Raw genomic sequence first — 25,680 nt, 5'->3', positions numbered from 1 at the left:
TTTAATTGTAATTAATTTTGTTACAATTAAAATATTTGTATCTTTGCTGAACAATTAGAATGAATAATACAAGATTCGCTACGGCAATACACATCATGACACTGTTGTCAAAATTCCCTCAGGATTGGATCACTTCTGATTGGCTTGCAGGCAGCATCAATGTAAATCCTGTAATTGTTCGTAAAGAAATTGGTGTTTTAAAAAAAGCAGGATTGATTATCAGTCGAAAAGGCAAAGAAGGAGGAAGCCAGTTAGCGAAAAATGCTTCCGAGATCAGTATTTCTGAGATTTATTCAGCGGTAAAAAACTCTGATGTTTTAGGAAAAAAAAATAACGATCCCAATCCGGCTTGTCCTGTCGGTAAAAGTATAAACACCCATTTGGGGCAGCTTTTTACAGAAACAGATCTGTTGGTTTGTCAGTTTTTGGGAGATAAAACATTAAAAGAATTTACCGGTCATTTCGATTAAAATTTTTTAGTCTAAAATGTAACAAAATGTATTACAATTAATTTAAATAAAAAAAGTATGAGCAAAAAAGTAGCAGTAATCGGTGCAACCGGTTTTGTGGGAACACAAGTAGTAAAAGAATTGGTAAACAGAGGTTTTGAAGTAGAAGCAATCGTAAGAGACGTATCTAAAGTAAACGAAACTGAAACGGTAAAAGCAAAAAGTGTCGATGTAAATAATGTAGATGATTTAGCGGAAGCCTTGAAAGGAAATGATGCTGTAATCAACACATTCAACGCAGGTTGGACGAATCCTAATCTTTATAATGATTTCCTAAATGGATCAATCAATATCGAAAAAGCAGTTGAAAAATCGGGTGTAAAGAGATTTATAACGGTTGGTGGAGCAGGAAGTTTATTCATTGACGGAAATCAATTGGTTGACGGACCGGATTTTCCGGCAGATATCAAACCCGGAGCAACTGCAGCAAGAGATTATCTAAATAAAATCAAAGAAAATACAACTTTAGACTGGACTTTTTTCAGCCCCGCAATTGAAATGCATCCCGGAACAGCAGGAATCAGAACCGGAAAATACAGAACTGCTCTTGAAAATCCTGTATTCAATGAAGAAGGAAGAAGTGTACTTTCTGTAGAAGATGTTGCCGTGGTTTTGGTTGATGAATTAGAACAAAACAATCACATCCGTGAAAGGTTCACAGCAGCTTATTAATTATCTTGAAAGTCCCAAAGGGACGACTTATCAAAGCGTCGGATAAAATCCGACGAATATAATTTAATGCAAGACAAAATTTCGGCGGCACCAAAGGTGCCGCCGAAATTTTTATCCAAATAAATTATTATTTACAGATTCATAAACAACTTCGGATTCACCGGAGCATTGTTTTTGTGTACTTCATAGTGCAAATGCGGCCCTGTAGAACGCCCGGAATTTCCTGATTTTGCAATCACTTGCCCGACTTTAATTTTTTCATTGGTTTTTGCAACCAATTTTGAAAGATGACCGTAAAGTGTTGCCAATCCATTTCCGTGAGACACGATGACGCAATTTCCATAGCCGCCTTTCTGTCCTGAGAAAATTACAGTTCCGGCTGCTGTTGCGACAACGTCAGATCCAAAAGGAACTGCAATGTCTAAACCTTTGTGAAACTGCATTTGATCAGCTTCTGCAGGAGGATTATTTTTTTCTGTTGGAGCTTTAGATACCGCTACATTTTTAGTCGCTGTATGAGAAGGAGCAGCTGTACTTGCTGTCTTTGGTGTCACCATGACTTTTATTTCTCTCTTATTTCCGTAGCTGTCGGTTACTTCTATAATTTTTTCTATCGGTTCTGCTTTTACTTCCGGTTTGGGAGTTGCTGCGACGGCGGCTGGAGAAGAGGTTGCAGGTTTTACAGATGCATAAACGGTTTTAAAAGGAATAGGGTTTTTTCGGATCCCGAAGTTTGATGAAATATAGCCTTCCGTCGGCATTCCTAAAGGTATCTGCATCAGTTTTTTCTGCAAATCCATCAGATATTGGCTGTATCTGTTTGATTGTTTTGCCAGATAAATTGAGTTTGAAATACTGTCGTTATCAAGAACCATCAATTTTTCGTTCTTAATATCTTTTGATTTTAGAAAAGAATTCAGTTGAGATACCGTTTGATCTACCAAACCAAGATCTGTTTTCATTTTCAGATAATCAACGCTGTCTTTTTCTGTATTTATTTTCACCAAATTTACTTCATAGTTTTTGTCATCTTTCTCCGAAAACAATTTGGCAATGAAAATACTTTGTGCAAAAACGACCAGTGAAAGTCCTCCGATAAGAACTGTTACTTTCTTTTTGCTGCCTAAAAATTTCTTCATTTTTCTTTCTCTTAGAATTTAAAAAGGTTTTAAGGGGGCAAATTTAAGTAAAAATAAACTTTCAGGATTATTCTTAACGAAAATTTAGAAATACTTGTAATAAACGTAAGATTAAGTGTTTAATTGTGTGACAATGATAAAGTTTCCAAAAATGATTTATATTAGATGAGAGAAAGTTTTGATATCTTTCGGTTTTAATATATTTGCATTTCAGATTTCAATTATGGCGAAAAAGAAAACCAACTCAGATTCTTCTATTTCTAAAAAGACCAAAAATGACGTTGCGGTTGGCGTTGTAGGTAGCGGAAGTTTTGCAACGGCTATTGTAAAAATGCTTGTCGAAAACTGCAAAACAGTGCATTGGTGTGTAAGAAATGAGTTTGTAAAAGGAGCAATCGAACTGCGCGGTCACAACCCGACTTATCTTACAGCAGTTAATTTTAATCTTAAAAATTTAAAACTGACGACCGATGTCAACGAGTTGGTTACAGCTTGTGATGTTGTTGTTTTGGCGACTCCGTCTATTTATCTTTCAGATACTTTAGATAAAATGACATGCGAATACAAAGACAAAATTTTTGTCTCAGCCATTAAAGGGATTATTCCTAAAGTGAATGATGTGGTTGCCCATTACTTGAAAGAAGAATTTCAGATAGGATTTAGAAATCAGGCAGTAATTGCAGGACCTTGTCATGCTGAAGAAGTCGCAATGGAAAGGCTTTCTTATCTTACGGTGGCCACCGTTGAAGATGAAACTTCTCAAAAACTGGTTAATATTTTCAATTCAGATTTTATCAAGGTAAATTCAAGTAAAGATATTTTAGGAAACGAATACAGTGCTATTCTGAAAAATATTTTTGCCATCGGAGCAGGTATTGCAAGCGGTTTGGGTTACGGAGATAACTTTACAGCTGTATTTGTATCAAATGCGATTCGTGAGATGGAAACTTTCCTTGAAGCGATTTACGAGGCACCGAGAGATGTTAACGAAAGTGCTTATTTGGGAGATTTACTGGTTACAGCATATTCATTGTTTTCAAGAAACCGAAATTTAGGAAACCTTATCGGAAAAGGATATACGGTGAAATCTGCAATTCAGTCGATGAACATGGTTGCTGAAGGATATTACGCTGCAGATTCTATTTACAAAACAGCAAAACAGAAAAAACTGGAGTTACCAATTATTGATACTATTTATGCGATTTTGTATGAAGGTAAAAACGCTGAAAAACAGTTTAAAAAATTGACGGCAAAATTGAATTAGGATCAATTTCATTTTAGAAAATATAAGGCATCGGTGATATTCATTGATGTTTTTTACTAAATATATCATCTCTATGATTTGAAATGATAATTTCCATCATCATTATTCGGTTGCTAATAATTTTATTTTTGTGATTGAATTAAATAGTGAAATCTTATTTTAATATAAAACTTTTCCCGAAATTCGTATTAAAATTCACACAATGCCACATACAATTACAAACAGAACACCAAAGCCAAAATACGATGTAGTATTGATCGGCGGCGGAATTATGAGCGTAACGCTAGCAACTTTACTTCACGAATTTGATCCCAATTTAGATATTGCTATTTTTGAAAGACTGGGAAGGTTTGCCAAAGAAAGTACCGCTGCATGGAACAATGCGGGAACAGGGCATTCTGCATTCTGTGAACTCAATTATACACCCGAAAATGAAGATGGAAGTATAGATATTTCAAAAGCTGAAAAAATTGCAGAACAGTTTGAAATTTCAAAGCAGTTCTGGTCTTATTTGGTTGACAAAAAATACATTCAGAATCCTCAGGAATTTATCAATTCTTGTGCTCACATGAGTTTGGTTTTTGGGGAGAAAGATGCAGAATATCTTCGCAAAAGACATGACGCACTCATCAATTCGCCTTTGTTTTCAGAAATGGAATTTTCTACCGATCATGATACATTGAGAGAATGGATTCCTTTGGTGATGAGCAAAAGAAATCAGTCTGAAGTTTTAGCAGCTACAAAAATGGATCTCGGAACCGATGTAAATTTTGGTAGTCTTACCCGAAAAATGGGTCGCCATCTTGTAGAAGATTCTCATGTGGAAGTTTTCTTATATCATGAAGTGAAAGACGTCGATCCAAGAGAAGATGGAAAGTGGGAAATGAAAGTAAAAGACCGCATCAAAAGCCATAAACAGGAAGTTGTTGCAGATTTTGTTTTTATAGGAGCAGGAGGCTATGCATTGCCATTACTCGACAGCTCAGATATTAAAGAAAGTGAAGGATATGGAGGCTTTCCTGTATCCGGACAGTGGTTGGTTACCCACAATCAGGAATTAGTAGCACAACATCAGGCAAAAGTTTATACGCAGGCAACAGTTGATGCACCACCAATGTCTGTTCCGCATTTAGATTTAAGAATAATTGATGGTAAGAAAGCGTTACTTTTCGGGCCTTTTGCAGGATTTTCGACTAAATTTTTGAAAGAAGGAAGCTATCTTGATTTACCGGAAAGTGTCAATACAAAAAATCTTCGCTCATTATTCGGAGCTTGGTGGCATAATCTTCCTTTAACAAAATATCTGGTTCAGCAGGTTGCGATGACGAAAGCTCAGAGAATACAGCATTTAAGAGAGTTTATAAAAGATGCAAATGAAGAAGACTGGGAATTGAAAGTTGCCGGACAACGAGTTCAAATTATTAAAAAAGACGATAAATTGGGTGGTAAATTAGAATTCGGAACCGAGGTTGTCGTTAATGATAAAGGAACTATTGCTTCTCTGTTGGGCGCTTCTCCCGGAGCATCAACTGCAGTTTTTGCCATGTTAAATGTTTTAGAAAAATGTTTTTCTGAAAAACTTAAAGGAGAATGGAGAGATAAATTAATGGAAATGATTCCTTCATACGGACAAAAATTATCCGAAAATCCTGAGTTGGCAAAAAAAACCAGAGCGTACAGCAAAGAAAAATTAGAGCTTAAGCATTAAATATAAGCAATAAGTAATGGGTAATAAGTAATTTTGCAAGGTTACTTATTATTCATTATCTATCAACCATTACTCATATCACGATGGAAGTTATCTCAAAACCGATTATTGCAAAGGAAATCCTTGAATCTCTTCAGACGAAAATTGAAGAAGAAAAGCAGGTGATTGTACATTGCTGTTTTCCGGCATCACCTTTTTTGGGAAATTTAATCAGAATTTGGAACACGACTTACCTTGTAGATAACACTTCCAGCCACAAAAGCAAATTGATACACGCAGAAAATATTACCATTTATCCCAATTGGACAGTCGTTCCATTTATGAAAGATTTTTGGTTTACATTGGTTTTTTCAGGTTTGCCAAAAGATTGCACAAGTTTTGATTTTAAAGAAATAATTCCCGAAGAAGGAGGTTTTTTTGTGAAATCAATTAAAAGAAATTCATCTGATATTTACCGTATAAAAATTTCGGAATAAAATTTTGGTTACTATTTAAAAACCGAAGTGTAATTTGGAGTCTTTTGCCAACTTAATTAAACTAAAATGAAGAAAATTATATTGTTCTTGTTCGCTGTTATTCCTCTTTTAATGTTTTCTCAGAAAATGAAAACAAACAATTCTTTGGGAAACAATTCAAAGGAAATTAAAGAAATCAAAAAGTTTCAATCAGATTTAAATAAAGAATACCTCAACAAAAAAGAAACACCATTGCGAGGCGATAATTTTGAAAACTTCAAGGCACATCCTTTCTTTCCGATTGATTTGAAATACCGCATAACTGCTGATTTTGTTAAAAATGAAAATCCTGAACCCTTCGATCTGCCGACTTCTTCTGGAAAATCAAAATCATATCAGGAATTTGGAAAAGCCCACTTTACAATTGAGGGAAAATCTTATACTTTGACCATTTATCAAAGTTTAGATCTGATGAAAATGGAAAAATATAAAGATTATCTTTTCTTACCTTTCCGTGACGAAACCAATCAGAAAGAAACTTATGGTGGCGGTAAATATATGGATTTAAAGATTCCGAAAGGAAATACGATTGTTCTAGACTTTAACCAATCTTATCAGCCTTTTTGTGCATATAACGCTTATGATTACAATTGTCCGATCGTTCCCGAAGAAAATAAACTGCCTGTAGAGATAAGAGCGGGAGTAATGTATAACGATATTTATCACCACTAAACCATGGTCGACTTACAATTTTTTGAACCGAAAGATTTACCTGAATTAAATTATGAACTTGATGAAATTCAGGCGCAGTTTTCAGCTTTACCCAAACAGGCATTAGAAAGAATTGAGGCAAGAAATCAAAATGATGATTTTTTTGCCTATCCAATTACGATTTTCTATGAGGAAAGGGTGGCTGGCTTTTGTGTCTTAGATTTTGGAGATGATAAATTGGCACTTACCGATAATGCTGATTCGGTTTTGCTTCGATCATTGTCTATAAATCCTGAATTTCAGGGGAATGGAATTGGCAAATCTGTGATGATTGTATTGGATCATTTTATCAAAGAACATTTTAAAGACTGCAATGAAGTTGTTTTATCTGTTAATGAAAGAAATGATCTTGCTTTTCAGATTTATCTAAAAACAGGATATATTTTTGATGGTAAAAAGATCGAAGGGAGGAGCGGTCCCCAGTTTGTAATGTTTAAAAATTTAGATTAATTTAAAAATATAATCTTCAGTTTGGCGTGATACTTTCAATTGATTTTAGACATCATTAAATCAAAATATGGAAGTTTCACTAAAAAATCAGGTTGCCATCATCACAGGCGCCTCAAGCGGAATCGGAACCGGAATTGCAAAATCTATCGCTTCGGCCGGAGCTACAGTAATTATCAATCATTCATCTGAAAAATCTAAAGATGAGGCTCAAAAAGTTTTAGACGAAATTCAAAAAAACGGCGGAAACGGAATGGTTTATCGTTGTGATGTTTCTAAAGAAGATCAGGTGATAAAGATGTTTGCAGACGTCATTTCAGAATACGGAACCGTTGATATTCTGGTTAATAATGCCGGCATTCAGAAAGATGCTAAATTTATCGATATGACTTTGGAAGATTGGGACACCGTAATGGGCGTGAATCTTAGAGGCCAGTTTTTATGTTCCAGAGAAGCCATCAAAGAATTTCTCCGTCGCGGAATAGATACAAAACGTTCAGTTGCCTGCGGCAAAATAATCCACATCAGTTCGGTACATGAGATTATTCCTTGGGCAGGTCACGCCAATTATGCGGCAAGTAAAGGTGCCATAAAAATGTTGATGCAAACTTTGGCTCAGGAGCATGGTGCAGATAAAATCAGAGTCAATTCAATTTGTCCGGGAGCCATTCAGACACCAATTAATAAAGATGCGTGGGAAACTCCGGAAGCGATGAATGATTTGATGAAGCTTATTCCATACAACAGAATTGGCCAGCCTGAAGATGTAGGAAATTTGGCTGCATTTTTAGCCAGCGATTTGGCTGATTATATTTCCGGAACCAGTATTTTCATAGACGGTGGAATGACCAGCCTGGAAAGCTTCTCAAATGGTGGATAATTTATTCGAAAATCTGCTGAATAATTTCGAGTGAATTAGGTGTTTTAAAATCGGTAATGTGGTAATGATAATAAATAAGCAGGCTGTCTAAAAACTTTTTCCTTAAGGCTTGTGGAATCTTTATTTCATAAGGATCATTAGAGGATAAAATTAATTTCCATAAAAGAGAGTTCTCACTGTCAAAAAAATGGTGTGTTCCAACATCTGAGAAAGTTCCTGTTTCGGGATCAAGATAGTTTCCTTCTCCTAAAAGTGGTGCAACTCCCTGAATTTTTAAGATCTTAATGAGAAGAATAATATGAGAACGGTAATTTTGCCGGCTGAGCTCAAGGATAAATTCTTCAATAGTATGAAAGATGATCTGATTTTTATTTTCGTTTCTTAAAATCTGATTCAAAAAATCTGCAATAAAAAATATAACCGTATTGGCTTTAATGTCGGTGTAAACATCATTTATTTCTACAATTTCAAATCTAGATACCGTTTGAATTCCACTGCTTTTTCCAGCGCTGACAGAAAAATTAAGCTTATTTAAAGGCAGCAAAAATGCTTTCTTCTTATTCTTTTTACTGTAAATCCCTTTTAAAAAATAGGTCTGAAAACCATCTTCTTCGGTGAAACAATGGAGAACGGCATCGTTTTCTCCATATTTTATATATGAAAGTAAAAATCCGCTTTGTAAAATCATCAATTGACTACCGCTATTTTCGCCGTAGCTTTATCTGAACCATCTTCATTGGTCATCAAAACAAAATAAATTCCCGAAGCCACTCTTTTGCCTTTTTGGTTATTAAGATTCCATTCGTAATATCCTGTTCTTGCAATGGCAGAATGTACTAAGTTTCCTGCAGCATCGGTAATTCTGATATTAGTTTTTTCAGCTAATCCTTTAATAGTTACATTTCCTTTAAACTGAGAATAAACAACAGGATTAGGATAAACGAGAACATTTCCAAAATCTGAAGTCACGTCTGCAACATCACCCTGATAGGTAACAATTCCGTCAAAGGTTACAAAATAAACTTTGCCGATTTTTTTATCAACTTTAATATCTGTAATGGTATTCGTTGGGAGTGGAGAATTATCTTTTGTAAAATGCTTGATGGTTTGTTCGCCTGAAGCAGACAAATAATAGACACCTCCATCTTCTACAGATACCCATTTTTGGTTTCCGCCATCTACTTCAATGTGTAAAATTGGAGAGTCTCTGAAAAGCTCTTCAGCAAGCCCACCTTGTTCAACGACGATAGGTTCTAATTGCGGATTGTTTTTTACTTCAGATGCTGCATTTGGTAAAATTCTTAATCCACTTTGACAACCAATCCATGCATCTCCGGATTTGTCCATCGCAAAAGAGACTGTACGATCAGGAAGACCGTTTGACTGTTCTAAATAATATTGAGTGTCATCAGAAAAACTTGCTGTCTTTTTTGTGTCATAAACTAAAAAATTAGTTGTTCTTGGGATGGGAATCCACAACAAATCATTACTAAAAACAGGATATTGAATACCTGCACTGACATTTAAATCTTTTAATAAAAAATTATCTGTTGCTCTGTCATAATGCGCTAACGCAGCTGTAGGACCTGAATACCCAATTGTTGCGAAAATATTATTTTGATCATCAGAAGTAAAACCGACAGGTCTACGAACAAACTGATTTTCGGCAGCTAGATCATAACGTTTTACAAATTCGAGATCTTTAGAACTTGAATTATATTTCATTTTATAGATACCGTATCCAGGATTAAAATTATAATTTGAAAAAAATATCTCGCCAGGATTGGCAGGATCAGGAAAAGCATCGATTATATTAAATACTGTAGGGCTTCCTACAAAATAGGAAGAATAAATCCACTCTGTTCCTGTAAAATAATAGAATCCCGGATTTTTGGGGTTTATTTGCGGCTCATTATATCCATTTGCTCTAATTCCTGTTGAAACTAACAGCTGATTATCATTAAACAATCTTATTTTATAAGAATCATTAAAATAAGGGCCATCTGGTTTGTATGAAATATTATCATCAGTTTTAACTCCGGATACTTTAGTTCCGCAGTATACTTTAGAGCCGATTGTTGTTGCTGTATTACAAGCTTCTCCTACACTTGTGCTGCCAGCGAAATTCCCATTCGTGTTATACGTGTAAATTCTGCTACCATCTGTAATGATAATATTATTTGAATTTACAACGACATCATTGATACCTCCAAAAGTTTGCGCAAGAGGAGTTGATGTTCCGTTATTATAAATATAAGTTGCTGTTGCAGATGAAAAAGCTAAAGCTGATTCCGAATCGATATCAGTAAAGTTTCCTGCCAGTTCGGTTGTCCAGGTTGAAAAAACTGGAAAAGTTGTATTAAGTTCATGAGTTTTTAATCCGGTATTGGTAACGGAAAAAACTTTATTTCCCAAAATAGTTGCTTCATTGCTTGCTTGAAAAACGCCTCCGGTGATAAAGAATGAAGAATCGCCAAATTCTTTCTTTTTTAAATCAAAAATAGATACACCATACCCTACAGAAACCGTTGCACGGTCTCCGGTAATTGAGATATGATTAATCTTTTTGCTTCCGTTGTATCCTGTTGCGATTGGAATGTCTACAACATACGTTACGCCTTGCGGAGTGATGACGTCTAATGCTCCGTTTTGGTAACCCACCAAACCAATTTTCGTCTGTGGATTATAATCAAAAGCAGAAATTTTCACATCATGAAGGCCATTGGCTTTAGAAAGTTTTGTGATTTCCCCTGTTGAAATTGTATAATAAAAAATCCCGTTTTCTGTGGCGGCAACGATTTTTCCGTTATCTTCTTTCATCGCCAAAACATTGTTGTAGGAAAACAAGTCTGACCATTTTTTTGAAGAAATATTTTGCGCATTTACAAACTGCACCGATGCGAAAATACCAAAAGAAAGTAATGAGATTTTTTTCATATTATACTGTTATACTGCTGTCGATTGCCTGATTATTCCAGGAAATCTGTTTTACATTTTTGTTTGAATCAAAAAAGAAATCTATTCTGCCTAAAAGTAGACCCGCCCAACCTACTTGGTTTACTAAAACATTTTTTCCTTGTCTGTTTTTAAAAGTCTGGGGCTCCGGTAAAAAAGTGTGGGTGTGACCACCCAAAATTAAGTCAATATTTTCTGTTTTTGAAGCTAAAATTTTATCGTTTATTTTTTCAGGATCGTCTTTGTAGTCATATCCGATGTGAGAAAGGCAAATCACAAGGTCGCATTTTTTCTCATTTTTCAGGAAATTAGAATAATGCTGAGCCACATCAATCGGGTCAGACCAAACGGTTTCTCCATATTGTTTTTTGCCGACTAATCCATCCAGTTGAATTCCTACGCCAAAAATTCCGACCTTAATTCCGTTCTTGTTGAATATTTTATACTGCGAAGTTTTTCCGTCAAGAATTGTGTTTTTAAAATCATAATTCGAACAGATAAAAGGAAACTCGGCATTAGGCAAAACCTTTAAAAAACCATCTAAACCATTGTCAAAATCATGATTTCCCATCGTTGACGCATCATACTTCATCATCGACATCAGCTTAAACTCCAGTTCACCACCAAAAAAATTAAAATAAGGTGTTCCCTGAAAAATATCTCCGGAATCCAGCAGCAAAAGATTACTTTCTTCGCTTCTTATTTTCTGTATTAAACTTGCTCTTCTCGCAAAACCACCCTGATTAGGATTTTTGGTATAGCTTTCGTCAAAAGGTTCAATTCTGCTGTGTTGATCGTTGGTGTGAAGAATTGTTAATTTGTGAGCAGATTTGAAAGAATTTAAACTTAATTCTTCCGCCATCATCAAATTGGGAGCTAAAGTCATTGCTAAAGTTCCGCCACCTATTGTTTTTAAAAAACTCTTTCTGTTCATTATTTCTTCCCAATAAAATTTAAACGAATATCTTCCTTCGGATTGATTTCAGTATTTTTCTTAAAATAATCGATAAATAAATCTCTCAATTTAATTCCTGTAGGAATCGATTCTCCTTTGCTGAAAAATTTCATATTATCACCACCCAAAGCCAGATAATCAGAAGTAGCGATATAATAATCCTGAGTTGGATTTACCTCTTTCCCATTAATCAAAGTTCTGGTTAATTGCCCGTTGTTGGTTTCGATATATAAATGAGAAACAGGATTATTTACCTGAGTTTTTGCATAATAATTAAACAATCCCTGCAAATCTGAACCTTTCATTTTTACAATGATCACTTCATTTTCAAAAGGCATTACTTCAAAAACATTTTTCAGAAGAATATCGCCTTTCCCGATCGTTGTACGGATTCCCCCGATATTGATCAGGGCAGCGTCTACGTTTTTATTAAGATTGGCTTTTACCCAAACGTCTGCTCCGTCAAAGGTATAATCTGCTAAAAGATTTCCCAGATTGCTGTTGTCTCCTTCTTTAGTTAAATCTACTTGGGTATAAGAGATTTTTTGATTCATCTCTTTGTTGAGTTTCTCTGTATAAGGCTCGATAAATTTCGCAAAATCTTCATCGTCCTTCAAGTCTTTATTAATAGAAATATTCTTTTGTGTCTGCACATTGGCAACCTGCAACGATGTCGTTTTACAGGCCGTGAGAGAAAAAAAGGCAATTCCTAATAACAAGAATTTATTTTGCATAATATCTTTAGTATATGCAAATATAATTATATGTATAATAAAACAGGATTAAATATTGTAAATTCTTGTATGAAATTATTAAATTTGGAGAAAATAATTCGAACAGATGAGCATTTTAAAAGGAGTAGGTGTTGCTTTGGTAACACCCTTTAATGAAGATTTATCCGTAGATTTCGAAAGTTTGACAAAACTTGTTGAGTTTAATATCGAAAACGGAACCAACTATTTGGTGGTATTAGGAACTACTGCGGAAGCGGCTACACTTTCTTCAGAGGAGAAGAAACAGGTAGTTGAGCATATCATTAAGGTGAATAATAAACGTCTTCCTTTGGTTTTAGGAATTGGCGGAAACAATACTCTTGAAGTCAAACAGCAAATCGAAGAAACCGATTTGTCAGATTTTACGGCAGTTTTATCGGTGTCTCCTTATTATAACAAACCAAATCAGGAAGGGCTTTATCAGCATTATAAAATGTTGGCTTCTACCGGAAAGAATATTATCATTTACAATGTTCCTTCACGAACCGGACAAAACGTTGAAGCGGAAACTACTTTGCGTTTGGCAAATGAATTCCCGAATTTATTCTTAATTAAAGAAGCTGCACCAAATATTCTTCAGTATTTTGATATTCTTAGAAAAAAGCCTGAAGGCTTCAATCTGGTTTCCGGGGATGATGAATACACACTTCCTGTAACTTTAGCAGGTGGAAACGGTGTGATTTCTGTAATCGGACAAGGTTATCCGAAAGAATTTTCTACAATGGTTCAGCTGGCTTTTGATGGGAAAGTAAAAGAAGCGTACGAAATTCATAACAAACTTGTTGACATTACAAGATTGATTTTTGCAGAAGGAAATCCTTGCGGAATTAAAGTTGTTTTAGCAGAAAAAGGAATTATCAAAAACTATTTGAGACTTCCATTGGTTGCTGCTTCAGAAGGACTTTATGCAAAAATAAAAGCTGAAATGGCAAAAATTTAAGAGGGTGAATTGTCAACAGTCAATTGTGAATTCTTAAACTATAAATATTTAAAGTGAAAAGTGTAGTGCTTTTCACTTTTTTAATTACAGAATATTATGAAATTAATTAAAGCAACAGAAAAAGATATTCCGCTGATTCAGGATTTAGCAAAAAGATCGTGGGAAAAAGCTTACGCAGAAATACTTTCAAAAGAACAGATGGAATATATGCTCAATACGATGTATTCTGAAGATGAAATTTCAGCACACCTGAAAAGCCCAAATTATCATTATTTCCTGGTTTTTGATGAAAATTCAAATGTATTCGATGGGTTTTTAGGCTATGAAAACCATTATGAAGAAAATACGACAAAACTTCACAGAATTTATCTTATTCCGGAAAGCAAAGGAAAGGGTTTAGGCAAAAAAACGCTGGAGTTTTTGCATCAGAAAGCAAAAGAATTTGGTGATGAAAGAGTTATTTTAAATGTAAATAAATACAATTCAGCGAAGAAATTCTACGAGTCTCAAGGCTATAAAGTTTACGACGAAGGCGTTTTTGATATTGGAAAAGGTTATGTAATGGATGATTTTTTAATGGAGAAAATTATAAGAACATTTAAATAAGCAACCTTTTTGTCATGCCGGAAGCATCTATGCTAAATAAATTAGATTCTTACGAAGTGACAAACGTTATATTTTTTTCTAAAAAGTTATTAAGAGATTTTACTCCACTTATTTTTTCCTTTATAATATTGAAGATAGTAATTTTTGATAATCTGATGTTCTGGTCTTGAAAGTAATGGGTCTTTTTCCAGGATCTTTTCAACCATATTTTTAGTGTTTTTAATGATTGCGGAGTCATTCACTAAATCGAGTCTTTTAAAATCGACAACACCGCTTTGCTGAGTTCCCAAAATATCACCGGGACCACGCAGCTGCATATCAACTTCAGAAATTTTAAAACCATCGTTAGTTTCTGTCATTGTTTTTATTCTCGTTCGGCTTTCGGCAGACATTTTATCCGAAGTCATTAAGATACAATAGCTTTGTTCGGCGCCTCTTCCGACTCTTCCGCGAAGCTGATGAAGCTGAGAAAGGCCAAATCTTTCAGCACTTTCAATAACCATAACCGAAGCGTTAGGCACATTGACCCCAACTTCAATTACCGTTGTAGCAACCATAATCTGCGATTTTCCCGAAGCAAAATAATTCATAGCAGCGTCTTTTTCATCAGGTTTCATTTTCCCGTGAAGCATTGTAACGTTGTAATGGGAAAAATTATCCATGATATGCTCCAAACCTTCCATCAGGTTTTTATAATCTAAAGTTTCAGATTCTTCAATCAAGGGATAAACAAAATAAATTTGTCTGCCTTTGCGAATTTCTTCATGACAGAAATGATACACATAACCTCTGTCTTTTTCTCTTCGATGAGCCGTAATGATGGCTTTTCTTCCAACCGGCATTTCATCAATCACAGAAACGTCGAGATCCGAATAAAAACTCATTGCCAAAGTTCTCGGAATCGGAGTTGCGGTCATTACCAAAATATGTGGCGGAATCTTATTTTTTGCCCAAAGTTTAGCTCTTTGAGCGACACCAAATCGATGTTGCTCATCAATAATTGCCAGTCCAAGGTTTTTAAATTTCACTTTGTCTTCCAAAACAGCGTGAGTCCCCACCAAAATTGAAAGTTCGCCATTTTCAAGCTCTTCATGAATGATCTTTCTTGCGGAAGCTTTTACCGAACCAGTGAGCAGATTGACTTTAATTTCGGTGTCTTTCAGCAAGTCTTTAATGCCGTTGTAATGTTGTTGGGCAAGAATTTCAGTCGGTGCCATCAAACAGCTTTGAAAACCGTTGTCTAAAGCAATCAGCATCGTTAATAATGCTACCATCGTTTTTCCTGAACCTACATCACCCTGTAAAAGACGATTCATCTGAATGGGCTTTTTCATATCCATTCTGATTTCCTTTAGAACTCTCTTTTGAGCATTTGTCAGCTCAAACGGAAGATGATTTTCATAAAATCCTGTAAAATAATCGCCAACAATCGGAAATGGGTTTCCCTGTGACTTTGTTTTGTGATGTGCTTTTTTTAAGCCAAAACCCAATTGAAAAAAGAAAGATTCTTCGAATTTTAATCTAAAATTTGCTTTCTCAAAATACGCTAGGTTTTCTGGGAAATGAACATTTAAATAAGTCTGTTGTCTTGATAGAAATTTCATCGAACCAATCAAATATTCCGGAAGATTTTCCTGAATAAGATTCGGAATTTCTTTACAGATGTTTCTCAGAATTACCTGAAAAAATTTTTGATTTAAACCTCTTTTGGTCAATTTTTCAGAACTTGGATAAATAGGTCTTAATCTATTGTCTTTTTCTTTGTTTTCATCTAATTCAATTTCGGGATGTGGCATCGAAAATTGATTGTTGAATGCATTGATCTTTCCAAAAATAAAAACCTCTCTATTGACGGGAAGCTGTTCTTTCAACCATTTTGAGTATTGAAACCAAACCAGATCCATACTTCCGGTATCGTCATTAAATTTGGCTGTAAGTCTTTTTACCTTTCCGGTAAGGATTTCCTGAACGTTGCTTATTTTTCCTTTCAGCTGAATTTCAAGATTGCTTTCCTGAAGCTGGGAGGTTTTGTAAACTTTATTTTTGTCGATGTAGCGAATAGGATAAAATTGTAAAAGATCTTCCACTGTAGAAATGCCCAACACAATTTTGATGAGTTTGGCTCTTTCAGGACCGATTCCTTTGACGAATTCTATAGATGTTTCTAAAGTCATTTTCCGGCTTTCGAGATATCGCTTTCGAGTTTTTTATCCGTGTTTTGAATGAAAAAATAAAAGCTCGAATTTCGGTAAAATAAAAAAGACTTCCAAAAAAATGGAAGCCTTAATTCTATATTTCAGAATGATTATTCTTTTATTTTTGATCTGAATTTCTTCTGATAATCTTCCCAGTCTTGTTTGGTTTTTACTTTTTTGAATAAATCATTTGAAATGAAATCAAGATATGGTTCTAGTTCTTTCGCTGATAATTCGCCTTGTAGCATCGTAATGGGATTTCCTTTTTCATCAAGAAAAACAGTGCTTGGAACAGCATTCACATTCATGTATTGAGTAAACTCATGCAATGAATTTCTTCCTTTCTTGTGAGCAGTGTTTTCATTAGCAAATTTTCTTCCGAAGATTTCTATAGTATTTTTGTCTTCTGCGTTAAATTTTACAGGATAATAATTTGCATTTAAAGACTCATAAATTATAGGGTTTCCGTAGGTTTTTCTATCCATTATTTTGCATGGGCCACACCAATCTGCATAAAAGTCGATAAGGATTTTTTTAGGTTGTGTTTTCTGTGCATTTAATGCTTCCTCAATTGTCATCCATTTTACCTGAGCAAAATTTAAAGTGATTATAAAGAGAAAAGTCAGGGTGAATATTTTTTTCATTTTATTTGTGATTATTTTATTAGCGAACTTCCTGCATGAGTTTTTTCACCCACGGAGATATCAAAATTAATACCACACCGGCAATTACGGCATATAATCCTAATTGTTTGTAACCTTCTGTGTATGTAATTAATGCGTCATAATTCGTTGAGCCTTCTTTTGCATCCGCTAAACCTGCACCAATAATTCCAGCAACATATTGACCGTAAGCTGACGCCAGAAACCACATTCCCATCATCATTCCCTGGAGATTTTTGGTAGAAAGTTTCGTCATAATTGATAATCCGATAGGGGAGAGGCATAATTCCCCCAGAGTTATTACTAATAAAGCTAAGGTAAAGAAGTTTAATGAAGTGATTCCTTGTAAATCTGCAAATAATCTTGTTGCAAATAAGACGTAATATCCTAATCCTAAAAATATAAAACCTAATCCGAATTTTATAATGGTGTTTGGCTCAAATTTTCTTTTGCTCATCCAAATCCATAATAATCCAAGTAATGGTGCAAGGAAAATAATGAAAAATGCTCCTCCGGAATTGTTGACACCGTTTGGATCTAAACCGAATAAATCTTTATTTAAATTTTTAGCGGCAAAAATACTTAATGAACCTCCACTTTGCTCGTAGATTCCCCAGAATAAAATAGAAAATATGATGAAAATTAATGCGGCCCAAAGTTTTTTTCTTTCAGCAGATGTTACTTTACTCATTTCAAAAAAGAGATAAATTAACGTTAATGGTCCTACTGTCCACATGAAATAATCGGTGTATTGAGGAACGGAAACCATTATCATAATGATCGGGATGAATATCATTGATAAAACATATACTCCGTATTCTTTCCACTTAGGTATTGGAGCCGATTTCACTTCGTGATCCGGATGTCCCGGTTGAAGACCTATTGTTCCCAAACTTCTTTGTGTAAATATGAAATTGATTAAACTGATAACCATTACAATAGCAGCTAAACCAAAAGCAACATTCCAATGTAAGCCTTCCGGGATTAAGTGAGAAAGTAATTCTCCTTTTCCGATGGCGATGCATAAATATCCACCAAGTAAGGCGCCTAAATTAATTCCGGCATAGAAAAGCGAAAATCCCGCATCAGCTCTGGAGTCGTTGGGTTTGTATAATTGACCAACCATCGAGGAAATGTTTGGTTTAAAAAAACCTGTTCCTACGACAGTAAATGCAATTCCTAAAAAGAAAAATTTATGCGGATCTGTAGCTAAAATTAAACTCCCGACAATCATTAAAAGTCCGCCCCAAAAAAGAGATTTTCTGAATCCTAGTATTTTATCAGCGAAAAGTCCGCCCACAAAAGTAAAAGCATACACGAAAGCCTGTGTTGCTCCATATTGAAGATTGGCTTCTTTTTCATGGAAATTTAGCTGTGAAATCATAAAAAAAACCAGCATTCCTCGCATTCCGTAGAAGCAAAAGCGTTCCCACATTTCGGAAAAGAAAAGCGACCAGATTTGTTTTGGATATTTTCCTTTGAAATTCTGTATTTCGTCGAGCGTTAAATTCATAATTGTTTATGATAGTTTTAATTGAATATAGAATACGAAAATAAAGAAAACCTCTGACTTAGCAGAGGTTTTATGTTATATTTATTGATAGACTTTAGTTTTAATTTACACCATGCATCATTTTTTTCAAAATCGGCGAGATGAGTGCTAAAATGGCTCCAGCAATTCCACAAAGGATAACGAATACCATAAAGAATTCAAATAAATTATGAATTTCAAATCCTACAAAACTATTGTAAACAGTTGAAATTTGTTCTTTATTTAGAAGAGCTAACTGATCTTCACTTAAAGTGACTTTTTTATCTAAAACATCTTGAAGATTAATTCCTAATTCTTTAGCTTTTAAGAATTTATCACCTGTTGCCGGTAAAATAGATCCTAAAGTTCCGGATAAGGCGTAACCCGCTGCATTAGCAATAAAAAACACACCAAATAAAAGTGAAGCAAATCTTTTAGGTGCTAATTTTCCAACTAAAGACAAACCGATTGGTGATAAACATAATTCTCCCATCGTTTGGATTAAATAAAGTAAAATCAGCCATTTAACAGCAAGTAATCCTGTGTTTCCTAAATCTTTTACATTGTAAGCAATTATTAAATAACTTAAAGCAATTAATCCAAGACCAATCGCTTGTTTTAAAGGTGAAGCCGGTTCTTTTTTATTAGCTCTTAATTTGTCCCAAAGCATACTGAACGGAACTGCCAACATTACGATAAATAAACCATTGAATATCTGAACCATTGATGGCGGCATATTCCAACCAAAGATGTTTCTGTCTGTTTGGTTATCTGCAATAAATGTTAAAGATGACCCTGCTTGTTCAAAAGCTGCCCAGAAGAATATGATAAAAAAGGATACGATGTAGATTACCCAGATTCTATCTCTTTCTATCTTGTTTTCAGTGGCAGACATAATCAAATAAGCCAAAGCCAGTCCCATAGAATAGATGAATGGATAGATTACTGCTTTTACAAATTCTCCCATTCCAACAGAACCAAATCCAACTTTGTCAACAAATAAATATTGGAATCCAAAGAAAGTCAGTACAAAAACGGCAGCTGCAATACCAATAGATTTTCCAGAAAATTTGGCAGTTTGTGATTCACCTTCTTCAAAATCTTCTGCTGTGCTTTCACTAGGCAAACCACCGATTGGTCTTCCTTCCGGTGTTACAACGTATTTGTTTTTAAGTAAAATAAAAGTTAATGTTCCAATCGTCATTGCAATAGAAGCTGCTAAGAATCCCCATTTGAAAGCGTGAATATCTCTTAAACCGTTAGAATCTTTTACGTCTCCTAAAAAAGGACAGATAAATTGACCTAAAAAAGCACCTAAGTTAATCCCCATATAGAAAATAGTAAATGCAGAGTCCAATTTAGACTTTTCTTGCTTTGGATAAAGGCTTCCCACCATCGAAGAAATATTCGGTTTGAAAAACCCATTTCCGAAAATGATTACTCCCAAAGCAATCCACATTAATGTTTGTGCTGATCCTAAATTGGAACCAAATGTTGATGCACTCATAAACATCAGGAATTGACCAAGCGCCATTAATGCTCCTCCTACAATAATACAGTACCTATTTCCTAAAAATCGGTCTGCGATGAAACCTCCCAACATTGGAGTTAGATAACATAAAGCCAAAAAACCGCCATATATTATCGTAACTTCTCCCTCTTTCATTAATAGAGAGTTTACCATAAATAAGGTAAGTAATGCTCTCATCCCATAAAAGTTGAAACGCTCCCACATCTCTGTTCCGAATAGGACCCATAATCCTTTAGGGTGTTTAGTCTTCGACTGAACTGCTGTATCCATATTTGATTGTTAAATTTTTGTTAAGACTCACAAATATAGTTTTTTTTGAGTTTTTGGCAAGGTTTTAATTTTATTTTTAAAATAAAAAAGCCGCAGAAATTATCTACGGCTGTTTATTTAGAATTTTAGGAGGTTAATTTACTCCTTTTTCCTTCATTATTTTATTTAGCCTTTTCAAAATTGAAAGTCCAAGTAAAGTCGCTAAAAGCAACAATCCGAAATTTACGATAAAGAAATTGGCTTTGTTGTCGTAATCATACCAAAAACTTGCTAAAACTCCTGAAAGTTTATTCCCGATTGAGGTGGAAAGGAAAAATCCGCCCATCATTAATGCTGTTAATCTTGGTGGCGAAAGTTTTGAAACCAAAGATAATCCCATTGGCGAAAGACAAAGTTCTCCCACGGTGATCACACCATACGCCGCAACGAGCCATAAAGCAGATACTTTTACAAGACCGTTCTGCCCTGCATAAACTGCTCCTACCATTACTAAACATGACAATGCCGAGATAAATAATCCCAATACTATTTTCGAAGGAGTACTTGGCTCTTTTCCTTTTCTGCGAAGCATCATAAAAAATGCAACGACAACAGGTGTGAGTAAGATTACCCAACCCGGATTAATCGACTGGAATAATTCTGTGTTATATAGATTTACCTCAGACGGCTTATCTCCACCTAAACTTTTGCGATCTAAATCTGAAACATTTCTAAAATAAATATCTTTTCCCTGTTCTTTTAAAGCGTTTCCATCTTTGTCTTTTTTTACCTGATATTGGTCGTCATAGACAGAAACTTCTTTGTCCAGATAATCTTTTTTATCCACTAAATAAATGGCTTCTAAAGGTTTTTCTAAAGGAGCCGGTACGGTTCTATCTGTATAATAATTTGCCCAACGTGTTAAAGCGGTTCCGTTTTGTTTGAAAACGGCCCAGAACATTAAACTTACAGCAAAAATTGCTAACAATGCTCCTATTGGCTTTTTGTCTTCTGCATTTGCTTTTACATAAAGCATTACATAAAAATAAATTACCGGAATACAAGCGAAAATAAATGCATCTGTACTATCGCTTCCAAAAATATTATTCGGGATAAACCATCCGACTAGCCCGAAAATAACAGCTGGTAAAAATACTTTTACCAAAACATCAGAAATCTTTGTGTCTCCTTCCTGTGCTGGCTTTAAAATATTTGCTTTAAGAATATGTTGTCTTCCGATGCTGAAAACTAAAAGTCCCACAAACATTCCTACTCCGGCGGTCATAAATGCAGGACCCCATCCGTATTTATTACGCATGAAAGCAGCAATAATATTGCAGACAAAAGCACCGATGTTGATACCCATGTAGAAAATATTATATCCGGCGTCTTTATTGGCTTTATAAGGCTCTTCATTGTAAAGATTTCCTAACAGAGTGGAAATACTTGGTTTGAAAAATCCGTTTCCGATGATAATTAAAGCTAAAGAAGCATAAAATAAAGGTAATTCCTTAAAAAAACCAATCCCCAGATATCCAAGTCCCATCAAGAAACCACCGATGTATATGGCTTTTATATAACCTAAAACTCTGTCGGCTAAAAATCCGCCTAAGAAAGGGGTAAGATAAGTCAATGCGATAAAGGTTCCGAAGATATCATCAGCATTTTTATCGTCAAAAGCCAATCCTCCTTTTTCGCTGTCGATCATGTACAGTACAAAAATTCCGAGGATTAGGTAATAGCCGAAACGCTCCCACATTTCTGTGAAGAATAAATAGGGAAGGCCTTTTGGGTGTTTGGTTTTCATGTATGAGATTTTTACAATTTCACAAATATAAAATTTTAAAAACAATATTTGAATTTTATTAACTTTGAGTAAAAATAAAAACAAATTATGAACACAGTATTTCACTTGTCCTCTGCCGACGAGATCAATGAAGATTTGATAAATAGTATAAAAGCTGCATATAAAAAGAAACCTATTTCAATAACAATTGAAGAGGATATGTATATTCCCGAATGGCAAAAAGAGGAGGTTAGAAGAAGGAAACAATATGCAGATGAAAATCCTGAATCACTTCTGGATTTCGGTGATTTTATTGAAAATTTTGAAAAAAAGCTGTTAAATGAAAAGAGCTAAAGTCGTTATTACCAAAAATGCAGATTTTGATTTATTGGAGATTTCGGACTGGTATAATGCAAAAAATAAAGAGCTCATTTGGGTATTCTTAAAAGATTTTAAAGAAAAAGTAAAATATATTTCGGAAAACCCTTTTGCATGCGAAATTAGATATGAAAATTTTAGAATAGCATATTTAAAAAAGTATCCTTTTGGCATTCATTATTACTACAATGAAGAGAAAAATTTAATTGAAATATATTCTGTTTTCCATACTTCAAGAAATCCTGAACTTTGGAAAGATAGAAAGTAAAAATCCGAATCTTATGTGTGAGATTCGGATTTTTTATTATTTACATTTATTCTGAAATTAAAGGTTCTCCAAAATAAAATCTGTCATTTTCTGATACAGTTGTGGTCTTGTCTGTCCACCATAGATTCCGTGGTTTTTATCCGGATAGGCCATAAATTCAAACTGTTTTTTGTTCTGAATCAATGCTTCCGAAAACTCCATAGAATTTTGAAAATGTACGTTGTCATCAGCCGTTCCGTGGATTAATAAAAATTCACCTTTCAACAAATTAGCATAAGTTGTTGGCGAATTATCATCGTAACCTGCCGGGTTTTCCTGTGGTGTTAACAAAAATCTTTCGGTGTAAACAGAATCATAATATCTCCAGTTGGTTACCGGTGCGACAGCGATTCCAGCTTTGAAAACATCAGCACCTTTGGTCATTGCCAAACTTGCCATATATCCTCCGAAGCTCCATCCGAAGATTCCGATTCTTGTTTTGTCGATATATTTTTGATTTCCTAACCATTTTGCGGCAGTAATCTGATCTTCAATCTCGTATTTTCCTAAATTTTTATAGGTTACTTTCTTGAATTTTGCCCCTTTATATCCGGTTCCACGACCGTCTACACAAGCAATGATGTATCCTTTTTGAGCCAACATTTCAAACCAAAGTGCATTTCCGTTGTCCCAAGAATTGGAAACCTGTTGAGATCCCGGACCAGAATATTGGTACATAAATAACGGATATTTCTTGTTCGGATCAAAATTTTTAGGTTTAATAATCCAGGCATTCATCTGATCTCCTGCTGTGTTTGGAATGGTAATGAATTCTTTTACTGCGAATTGATCTGCCTGTAATTTTTTTAGCTGATCGTCATTATTCTGAAGCTCTTTCAATTTTTTGCCATTCCCATCTTTTAAAACAAAAGTATATGGGTTTGCTGCTGTGGAAGAAGTTTCGATAAAATAACTGTAATTTTTGCTGAAGTTGGCCGAGTTGTTCCCTTCTGCATTTGAAATCAGCTGCGATTTTCCGTTTTGAATATTGATTTTAGAAATCACTTTGTTAATGCTTCCTTTTTCTGTAGTCTGAACGAAAATTTCCTGAGATTTAGGATTGTAACCGTAATATTCTGTTACTTCCCAGTTGCCTTTTGTAACCTGTTTTTTTAATTTTCCGTCTTTATCATACCAATACAAGTGGCGGAAACCATCTCTTTCGGAAGCCCAAAGAAAACTGTTGTCTTCAAGAAATTCTAACGTTACATTGTCTGTATCAATCCACTTGTCGTCAGTTTCTGTAAACAGTTTTTTTACTTCACTGGTTTTAGTATTTACCTTCAAAACATCAGAAGCATTTTGCGTTCTCTGTGAAGTAATCAAAACAATTTCGTCTGCATTTGATGTCTGAATAACATTCGGAATATAATAGTTTTTAAACTGATCAAGATTTACTTTTGTCTTTTTCCCGTCTGCCAGATGATAAATGTGTGCTGATGCAATTGAGTTTTTTTCTCCTGCTTTAGGATATTTGTAACGCATCTCGGTCGGGTAAAGAGATTTGCCGTACAGTGGAATGTAAATTTCAGGAACGTCGGTTTCAACCAACTTTACAAATAGAATGTCTGCAGAGTTTTTAGTCCATTCATACAATCTTGCATGCCCAAATTCTTCTTCATATACCCAATCTGCCAAACCGTTTAAAACTTTATTTTTTACTCCATGTTCCGTAATCTGAGTAATTTTTCCCGAATTTAAATCCTGATAAAATAAATTATTATCAACAATGAAAGAAATTTTTGTTGCATCGGGAGAAAATCTCGGCTCCTGAACAGGTTTCCCTTCATTTAAGCTTAAGTTTTTCCCAGATTTTAAATCTTTAACATCATAAACACCTAAAAAAGAATGTCTATAGATTGGCTGACTTTGTTTTAATAAAAGTATTTTAGACTCATCATCAGAAAATTCGTAGCTCTCGAAACTTCCGTCTACCAGATTTCCTTCTTTCTGAGACGTTTTATAAGAATATTTTGCGATACCATTTTGCTCGATAACTAGATAATTTTCACCATTTTTCATGGATGTAATTCCGGCTATGCCTTTTCCACGGTAGTATCCTGAATATATTTTATCTAAAGTAATTTCCTGCGACATAGCATTTTGAAATGCTGCAATAACAGTAAGGGTAAGTAAGAATTTTTTCATTGCTTTATTTAAAGAATTTCAAAGATAATAATTTTATCAATCTGATAAGAAAAAGCTTTTGTCTTAGTGCTTTGGCAGAAAAATTGAATATAATTTAATATTAAAGAAATAATTATGGAAACTAAAGAAAATAATAAAAAGCTTAATCGTTACGATTTGGAGGATCAAACTGTTTTTACAGGATTTGCAAATTTTGCAGAAGCAGAAAATTACGTACAAAATGAAGGTGGAAAATTAATCGAAGTTGCTTTTAAAGACGGTAACGACAATCCTCAGATTACAGATGAAGCTGGCTTGGTTGAAAAAAAGATTCACTATTATGTATATGCAGGTGATGAATATAAATTTATACACTCTTCAGACCCTGGATTTAAACAATACGCAGACGAACTGCAGAAAATAAAAGCAAAGTTGACACAGTCTCCGCCGGATGAAAGATATCTGGCGAATTTTGAAATTGAAAACGCAGAAGATCCGATTGTTGTTCTGAAAAACGACCAATTTGAATCGGTAACCTCAAGAGAACGTTCAAAATATTTGAAGCATGCAAATGTTTACGAAATAGGCATATCGGTACCAAAATCTTAAAAATTAAATGTTATGAGCAAAACAAAATATTCAGATAAGGCTCAGAAGAAAGTAGGAAAAGTGATGGAAGAATTCAAAGAAGGAAAATTGAAATCTTCATCAGGTGAAAAAGTCAAAAACAGAAAACAGGCCGTTGCAATCGGTATTTCTGAAGCTCGTGAAGCAGGTTTGAAAGTCCCAAAGCAAAAAACGAACAAAGAATAAAAAAATAATCGGTCTGAATAGTCAGAC

Annotated in this window: 25 protein-coding genes; 14 read left to right on the top strand and 11 right to left on the bottom strand. The window is 34.6% G+C overall.

Annotated elements, in window-relative coordinates; genetic code table 11:
• Window positions 1–59: 59 nt before the first annotated feature.
• Both OH814_RS11810 and OH814_RS11805 read left to right on the top strand, forming a co-directional pair.
• Window positions 60–470, top strand: coding sequence for an Rrf2 family transcriptional regulator (locus OH814_RS11810; protein WP_308828286.1), 411 nt, complete (start codon window positions 60–62; stop codon window positions 468–470).
• Between the two features lie 57 nt (window positions 471–527).
• Window positions 528–1,181: an NAD(P)H-binding protein gene (locus tag OH814_RS11805; RefSeq protein WP_308828285.1), complete on the top strand. Its 654-nt coding sequence runs from the start codon at window positions 528–530 to the stop codon at window positions 1,179–1,181.
• Window positions 1,182–1,312: 131 nt separating this feature from the next.
• Here the strand turns inward: OH814_RS11805 and OH814_RS11800 are convergent, their stop codons facing one another.
• Window positions 1,313–2,320 carry a peptidoglycan DD-metalloendopeptidase family protein gene (locus OH814_RS11800; protein ID WP_308828284.1) on the bottom strand — a complete coding sequence of 336 codons (1,008 nt, stop codon included), beginning with the start codon at window positions 2,318–2,320 and terminating at the stop codon, window positions 1,313–1,315.
• A gap of 223 nt (window positions 2,321–2,543) precedes the next feature.
• Between OH814_RS11800 and OH814_RS11795 the strand changes: the two genes are divergently transcribed.
• The 6 genes from OH814_RS11795 (at window position 2,544) to OH814_RS11770 (ending at window position 7,845) form a co-directional block, all read left to right on the top strand.
• Window positions 2,544–3,584 carry an NAD(P)H-dependent glycerol-3-phosphate dehydrogenase gene (locus OH814_RS11795; protein WP_076562551.1) on the top strand — a complete coding sequence of 347 codons (1,041 nt, stop codon included), beginning with the start codon at window positions 2,544–2,546 and terminating at the stop codon, window positions 3,582–3,584.
• A 202-nt stretch (window positions 3,585–3,786) separates the two neighbouring features.
• A complete protein-coding gene (gene mqo, locus OH814_RS11790) occupies window positions 3,787–5,292 on the top strand; it encodes a malate dehydrogenase (quinone) (protein WP_308828283.1) in 1,506 nt (501 codons plus the stop codon).
• 83 nt (window positions 5,293–5,375) lie between these two features.
• Window positions 5,376–5,768: a hypothetical protein gene (locus OH814_RS11785; RefSeq protein ID WP_115620165.1), complete on the top strand. Its 393-nt coding sequence runs from the start codon at window positions 5,376–5,378 to the stop codon at window positions 5,766–5,768.
• Between the two features lie 66 nt (window positions 5,769–5,834).
• Window positions 5,835–6,479: a DUF1684 domain-containing protein gene (locus OH814_RS11780; protein WP_201135256.1), complete on the top strand. Its 645-nt coding sequence runs from the start codon at window positions 5,835–5,837 to the stop codon at window positions 6,477–6,479.
• A gap of 3 nt (window positions 6,480–6,482) precedes the next feature.
• Window positions 6,483–6,968: a GNAT family N-acetyltransferase gene (locus tag OH814_RS11775; protein WP_308828282.1), complete on the top strand. Its 486-nt coding sequence runs from the start codon at window positions 6,483–6,485 to the stop codon at window positions 6,966–6,968.
• Window positions 6,969–7,035: 67 nt separating this feature from the next.
• Entirely contained in the window at window positions 7,036–7,845 is an 810-nt protein-coding gene (locus OH814_RS11770; protein WP_308828281.1) for a glucose 1-dehydrogenase, read from the top strand.
• Window position 7,846: 1 nt separating this feature from the next.
• Here OH814_RS11770 and recO read toward each other — a convergent pair whose 3' ends face one another.
• From recO to OH814_RS11750, 4 genes are read right to left on the bottom strand one after another with little or no spacing between them, the layout of a single operon-like run.
• Window positions 7,847–8,533 carry a DNA repair protein RecO gene (recO, locus tag OH814_RS11765; protein WP_308828280.1) on the bottom strand — a complete coding sequence of 229 codons (687 nt, stop codon included), beginning with the start codon at window positions 8,531–8,533 and terminating at the stop codon, window positions 7,847–7,849.
• Window positions 8,533–10,782, bottom strand: coding sequence for a T9SS type A sorting domain-containing protein (locus OH814_RS11760; RefSeq protein ID WP_308828279.1), 2,250 nt, complete (start codon window positions 10,780–10,782; stop codon window positions 8,533–8,535). Before OH814_RS11760 ends, recO begins: the two co-directional genes overlap by 1 nt.
• Before the next feature lies 1 nt (window position 10,783).
• Complete coding sequence (locus OH814_RS11755; protein ID WP_308828278.1) at window positions 10,784–11,734, bottom strand: metallophosphatase; 951 nt, start codon at window positions 11,732–11,734, stop codon at window positions 10,784–10,786.
• Entirely contained in the window at window positions 11,734–12,489 is a 756-nt protein-coding gene (locus OH814_RS11750; RefSeq protein WP_308828277.1) for a 5'-nucleotidase C-terminal domain-containing protein, read from the bottom strand. Before OH814_RS11750 ends, OH814_RS11755 begins: the two co-directional genes overlap by 1 nt.
• A 106-nt stretch (window positions 12,490–12,595) precedes the next feature.
• Between OH814_RS11750 and dapA the strand changes: the two genes are divergently transcribed.
• Together dapA and OH814_RS11740 are read left to right on the top strand one after the other, a co-directional pair.
• On the top strand, window positions 12,596–13,468 hold the full coding sequence (gene dapA / locus OH814_RS11745; RefSeq protein ID WP_308828276.1) for a 4-hydroxy-tetrahydrodipicolinate synthase: 873 nt from the start codon (window positions 12,596–12,598) through the stop codon (window positions 13,466–13,468).
• Window positions 13,469–13,564: 96 nt separating this feature from the next.
• Window positions 13,565–14,074 (top strand): GNAT family N-acetyltransferase, encoded by a 510-nt coding sequence (locus OH814_RS11740; RefSeq protein ID WP_308828275.1) that lies wholly within the window; start codon window positions 13,565–13,567, stop codon window positions 14,072–14,074.
• A gap of 89 nt (window positions 14,075–14,163) precedes the next feature.
• On the opposite strand, the gene recG is transcribed toward OH814_RS11740, so the two are convergent.
• The 5 genes from recG to OH814_RS11715 form a co-directional block, all read right to left on the bottom strand.
• Entirely contained in the window at window positions 14,164–16,248 is a 2,085-nt protein-coding gene (gene recG / locus OH814_RS11735) for an ATP-dependent DNA helicase RecG (RefSeq protein WP_308828274.1), read from the bottom strand.
• Between the two features lie 131 nt (window positions 16,249–16,379).
• Window positions 16,380–16,913, bottom strand: a complete 534-nt coding sequence (locus tag OH814_RS11730; protein ID WP_308828273.1) for a thioredoxin fold domain-containing protein — start codon at window positions 16,911–16,913, stop codon at window positions 16,380–16,382.
• Between the two features lie 19 nt (window positions 16,914–16,932).
• Complete coding sequence (locus tag OH814_RS11725; protein ID WP_308828272.1) at window positions 16,933–18,444, bottom strand: peptide MFS transporter; 1,512 nt, start codon at window positions 18,442–18,444, stop codon at window positions 16,933–16,935.
• A gap of 100 nt (window positions 18,445–18,544) precedes the next feature.
• Window positions 18,545–20,263, bottom strand: a complete 1,719-nt coding sequence (locus tag OH814_RS11720) for a peptide MFS transporter (protein WP_201135245.1) — start codon at window positions 20,261–20,263, stop codon at window positions 18,545–18,547.
• A gap of 133 nt (window positions 20,264–20,396) precedes the next feature.
• Window positions 20,397–22,049: a peptide MFS transporter gene (locus tag OH814_RS11715; RefSeq protein WP_308828271.1), complete on the bottom strand. Its 1,653-nt coding sequence runs from the start codon at window positions 22,047–22,049 to the stop codon at window positions 20,397–20,399.
• An 87-nt stretch (window positions 22,050–22,136) separates the two neighbouring features.
• Here OH814_RS11715 and OH814_RS11710 point away from each other — a divergent pair, with 87 nt between their 5' ends.
• Both OH814_RS11710 and OH814_RS11705 read left to right on the top strand, forming a co-directional pair.
• Window positions 22,137–22,382: a hypothetical protein gene (locus OH814_RS11710; RefSeq protein WP_308828270.1), complete on the top strand. Its 246-nt coding sequence runs from the start codon at window positions 22,137–22,139 to the stop codon at window positions 22,380–22,382.
• Window positions 22,369–22,674 carry a type II toxin-antitoxin system RelE/ParE family toxin gene (locus tag OH814_RS11705; protein ID WP_308828269.1) on the top strand — a complete coding sequence of 102 codons (306 nt, stop codon included), beginning with the start codon at window positions 22,369–22,371 and terminating at the stop codon, window positions 22,672–22,674. The genes OH814_RS11710 and OH814_RS11705 overlap by 14 nt, the downstream gene beginning before the upstream one ends.
• A gap of 57 nt (window positions 22,675–22,731) precedes the next feature.
• On the opposite strand, the gene OH814_RS11700 is transcribed toward OH814_RS11705, so the two are convergent.
• The gene (locus OH814_RS11700) at window positions 22,732–24,861 is read right to left on the bottom strand and encodes a S9 family peptidase (RefSeq protein WP_308828268.1); all 2,130 of its coding nucleotides are present in this window, start codon (window positions 24,859–24,861) and stop codon (window positions 22,732–22,734) included.
• 114 nt (window positions 24,862–24,975) lie between these two features.
• On the opposite strand from OH814_RS11700, the gene OH814_RS11695 reads away from it, so the two are divergent.
• On the top strand, window positions 24,976–25,449 hold the full coding sequence (locus OH814_RS11695) for a hypothetical protein (RefSeq protein WP_076562513.1): 474 nt from the start codon (window positions 24,976–24,978) through the stop codon (window positions 25,447–25,449).
• Window positions 25,450–25,461: 12 nt separating this feature from the next.
• Window positions 25,462–25,653 carry a DUF6496 domain-containing protein gene (locus tag OH814_RS11690; protein ID WP_201135240.1) on the top strand — a complete coding sequence of 64 codons (192 nt, stop codon included), beginning with the start codon at window positions 25,462–25,464 and terminating at the stop codon, window positions 25,651–25,653.
• Window positions 25,654–25,680 lie beyond the last annotated feature (27 nt).

The sequence above is a fragment of the Chryseobacterium sp. CFS15 genome, assembly GCF_031118795.1.
GTDB lineage: Bacteria > Bacteroidota > Bacteroidia > Flavobacteriales > Weeksellaceae > Chryseobacterium > Chryseobacterium indoltheticum.
The sequence above is the reverse complement of the archived record's forward strand: the minus strand, read 5'-3'. Positions and strand labels throughout refer to the sequence as shown.

Excerpts from the sequence above, each read along its gene's own strand:
- OH814_RS11725 (WP_308828272.1), bottom strand. The coding sequence starts at position 18,444 with ATGAATTTAACGCTCGACGAAATACAGAATTTCAAAGGAAAATATCCA.
- OH814_RS11810 (WP_308828286.1), top strand. The coding sequence starts at position 60 with ATGAATAATACAAGATTCGCTACGGCAATACACATCATGACACTGTTG.
- recO (WP_308828280.1), bottom strand. The coding sequence starts at position 8,533 with ATGATTTTACAAAGCGGATTTTTACTTTCATATATAAAATATGGAGAA.
- OH814_RS11795 (WP_076562551.1), top strand. The coding sequence starts at position 2,544 with ATGGCGAAAAAGAAAACCAACTCAGATTCTTCTATTTCTAAAAAGACC.
- OH814_RS11700 (WP_308828268.1), bottom strand. The coding sequence starts at position 24,861 with ATGAAAAAATTCTTACTTACCCTTACTGTTATTGCAGCATTTCAAAAT.
- OH814_RS11750 (WP_308828277.1), bottom strand. The coding sequence starts at position 12,489 with ATGCAAAATAAATTCTTGTTATTAGGAATTGCCTTTTTTTCTCTCACG.
- OH814_RS11730 (WP_308828273.1), bottom strand. The coding sequence starts at position 16,913 with ATGAAAAAAATATTCACCCTGACTTTTCTCTTTATAATCACTTTAAAT.
- recG (WP_308828274.1), bottom strand. The coding sequence starts at position 16,248 with ATGACTTTAGAAACATCTATAGAATTCGTCAAAGGAATCGGTCCTGAA.
- mqo (WP_308828283.1), top strand. The coding sequence starts at position 3,787 with ATGCCACATACAATTACAAACAGAACACCAAAGCCAAAATACGATGTA.
- dapA (WP_308828276.1), top strand. The coding sequence starts at position 12,596 with ATGAGCATTTTAAAAGGAGTAGGTGTTGCTTTGGTAACACCCTTTAAT.
- OH814_RS11690 (WP_201135240.1), top strand. The coding sequence starts at position 25,462 with ATGAGCAAAACAAAATATTCAGATAAGGCTCAGAAGAAAGTAGGAAAA.
- OH814_RS11720 (WP_201135245.1), bottom strand. The coding sequence starts at position 20,263 with ATGGATACAGCAGTTCAGTCGAAGACTAAACACCCTAAAGGATTATGG.
- OH814_RS11770 (WP_308828281.1), top strand. The coding sequence starts at position 7,036 with ATGGAAGTTTCACTAAAAAATCAGGTTGCCATCATCACAGGCGCCTCA.
- OH814_RS11760 (WP_308828279.1), bottom strand. The coding sequence starts at position 10,782 with ATGAAAAAAATCTCATTACTTTCTTTTGGTATTTTCGCATCGGTGCAG.
- OH814_RS11800 (WP_308828284.1), bottom strand. The coding sequence starts at position 2,320 with ATGAAGAAATTTTTAGGCAGCAAAAAGAAAGTAACAGTTCTTATCGGA.
- OH814_RS11805 (WP_308828285.1), top strand. The coding sequence starts at position 528 with ATGAGCAAAAAAGTAGCAGTAATCGGTGCAACCGGTTTTGTGGGAACA.
- OH814_RS11715 (WP_308828271.1), bottom strand. The coding sequence starts at position 22,049 with ATGAAAACCAAACACCCAAAAGGCCTTCCCTATTTATTCTTCACAGAA.
- OH814_RS11755 (WP_308828278.1), bottom strand. The coding sequence starts at position 11,734 with ATGAACAGAAAGAGTTTTTTAAAAACAATAGGTGGCGGAACTTTAGCA.
- OH814_RS11695 (WP_076562513.1), top strand. The coding sequence starts at position 24,976 with ATGGAAACTAAAGAAAATAATAAAAAGCTTAATCGTTACGATTTGGAG.
- OH814_RS11710 (WP_308828270.1), top strand. The coding sequence starts at position 22,137 with ATGAACACAGTATTTCACTTGTCCTCTGCCGACGAGATCAATGAAGAT.
- OH814_RS11780 (WP_201135256.1), top strand. The coding sequence starts at position 5,835 with ATGAAGAAAATTATATTGTTCTTGTTCGCTGTTATTCCTCTTTTAATG.
- OH814_RS11705 (WP_308828269.1), top strand. The coding sequence starts at position 22,369 with ATGAAAAGAGCTAAAGTCGTTATTACCAAAAATGCAGATTTTGATTTA.
- OH814_RS11785 (WP_115620165.1), top strand. The coding sequence starts at position 5,376 with ATGGAAGTTATCTCAAAACCGATTATTGCAAAGGAAATCCTTGAATCT.
- OH814_RS11740 (WP_308828275.1), top strand. The coding sequence starts at position 13,565 with ATGAAATTAATTAAAGCAACAGAAAAAGATATTCCGCTGATTCAGGAT.
- OH814_RS11775 (WP_308828282.1), top strand. The coding sequence starts at position 6,483 with ATGGTCGACTTACAATTTTTTGAACCGAAAGATTTACCTGAATTAAAT.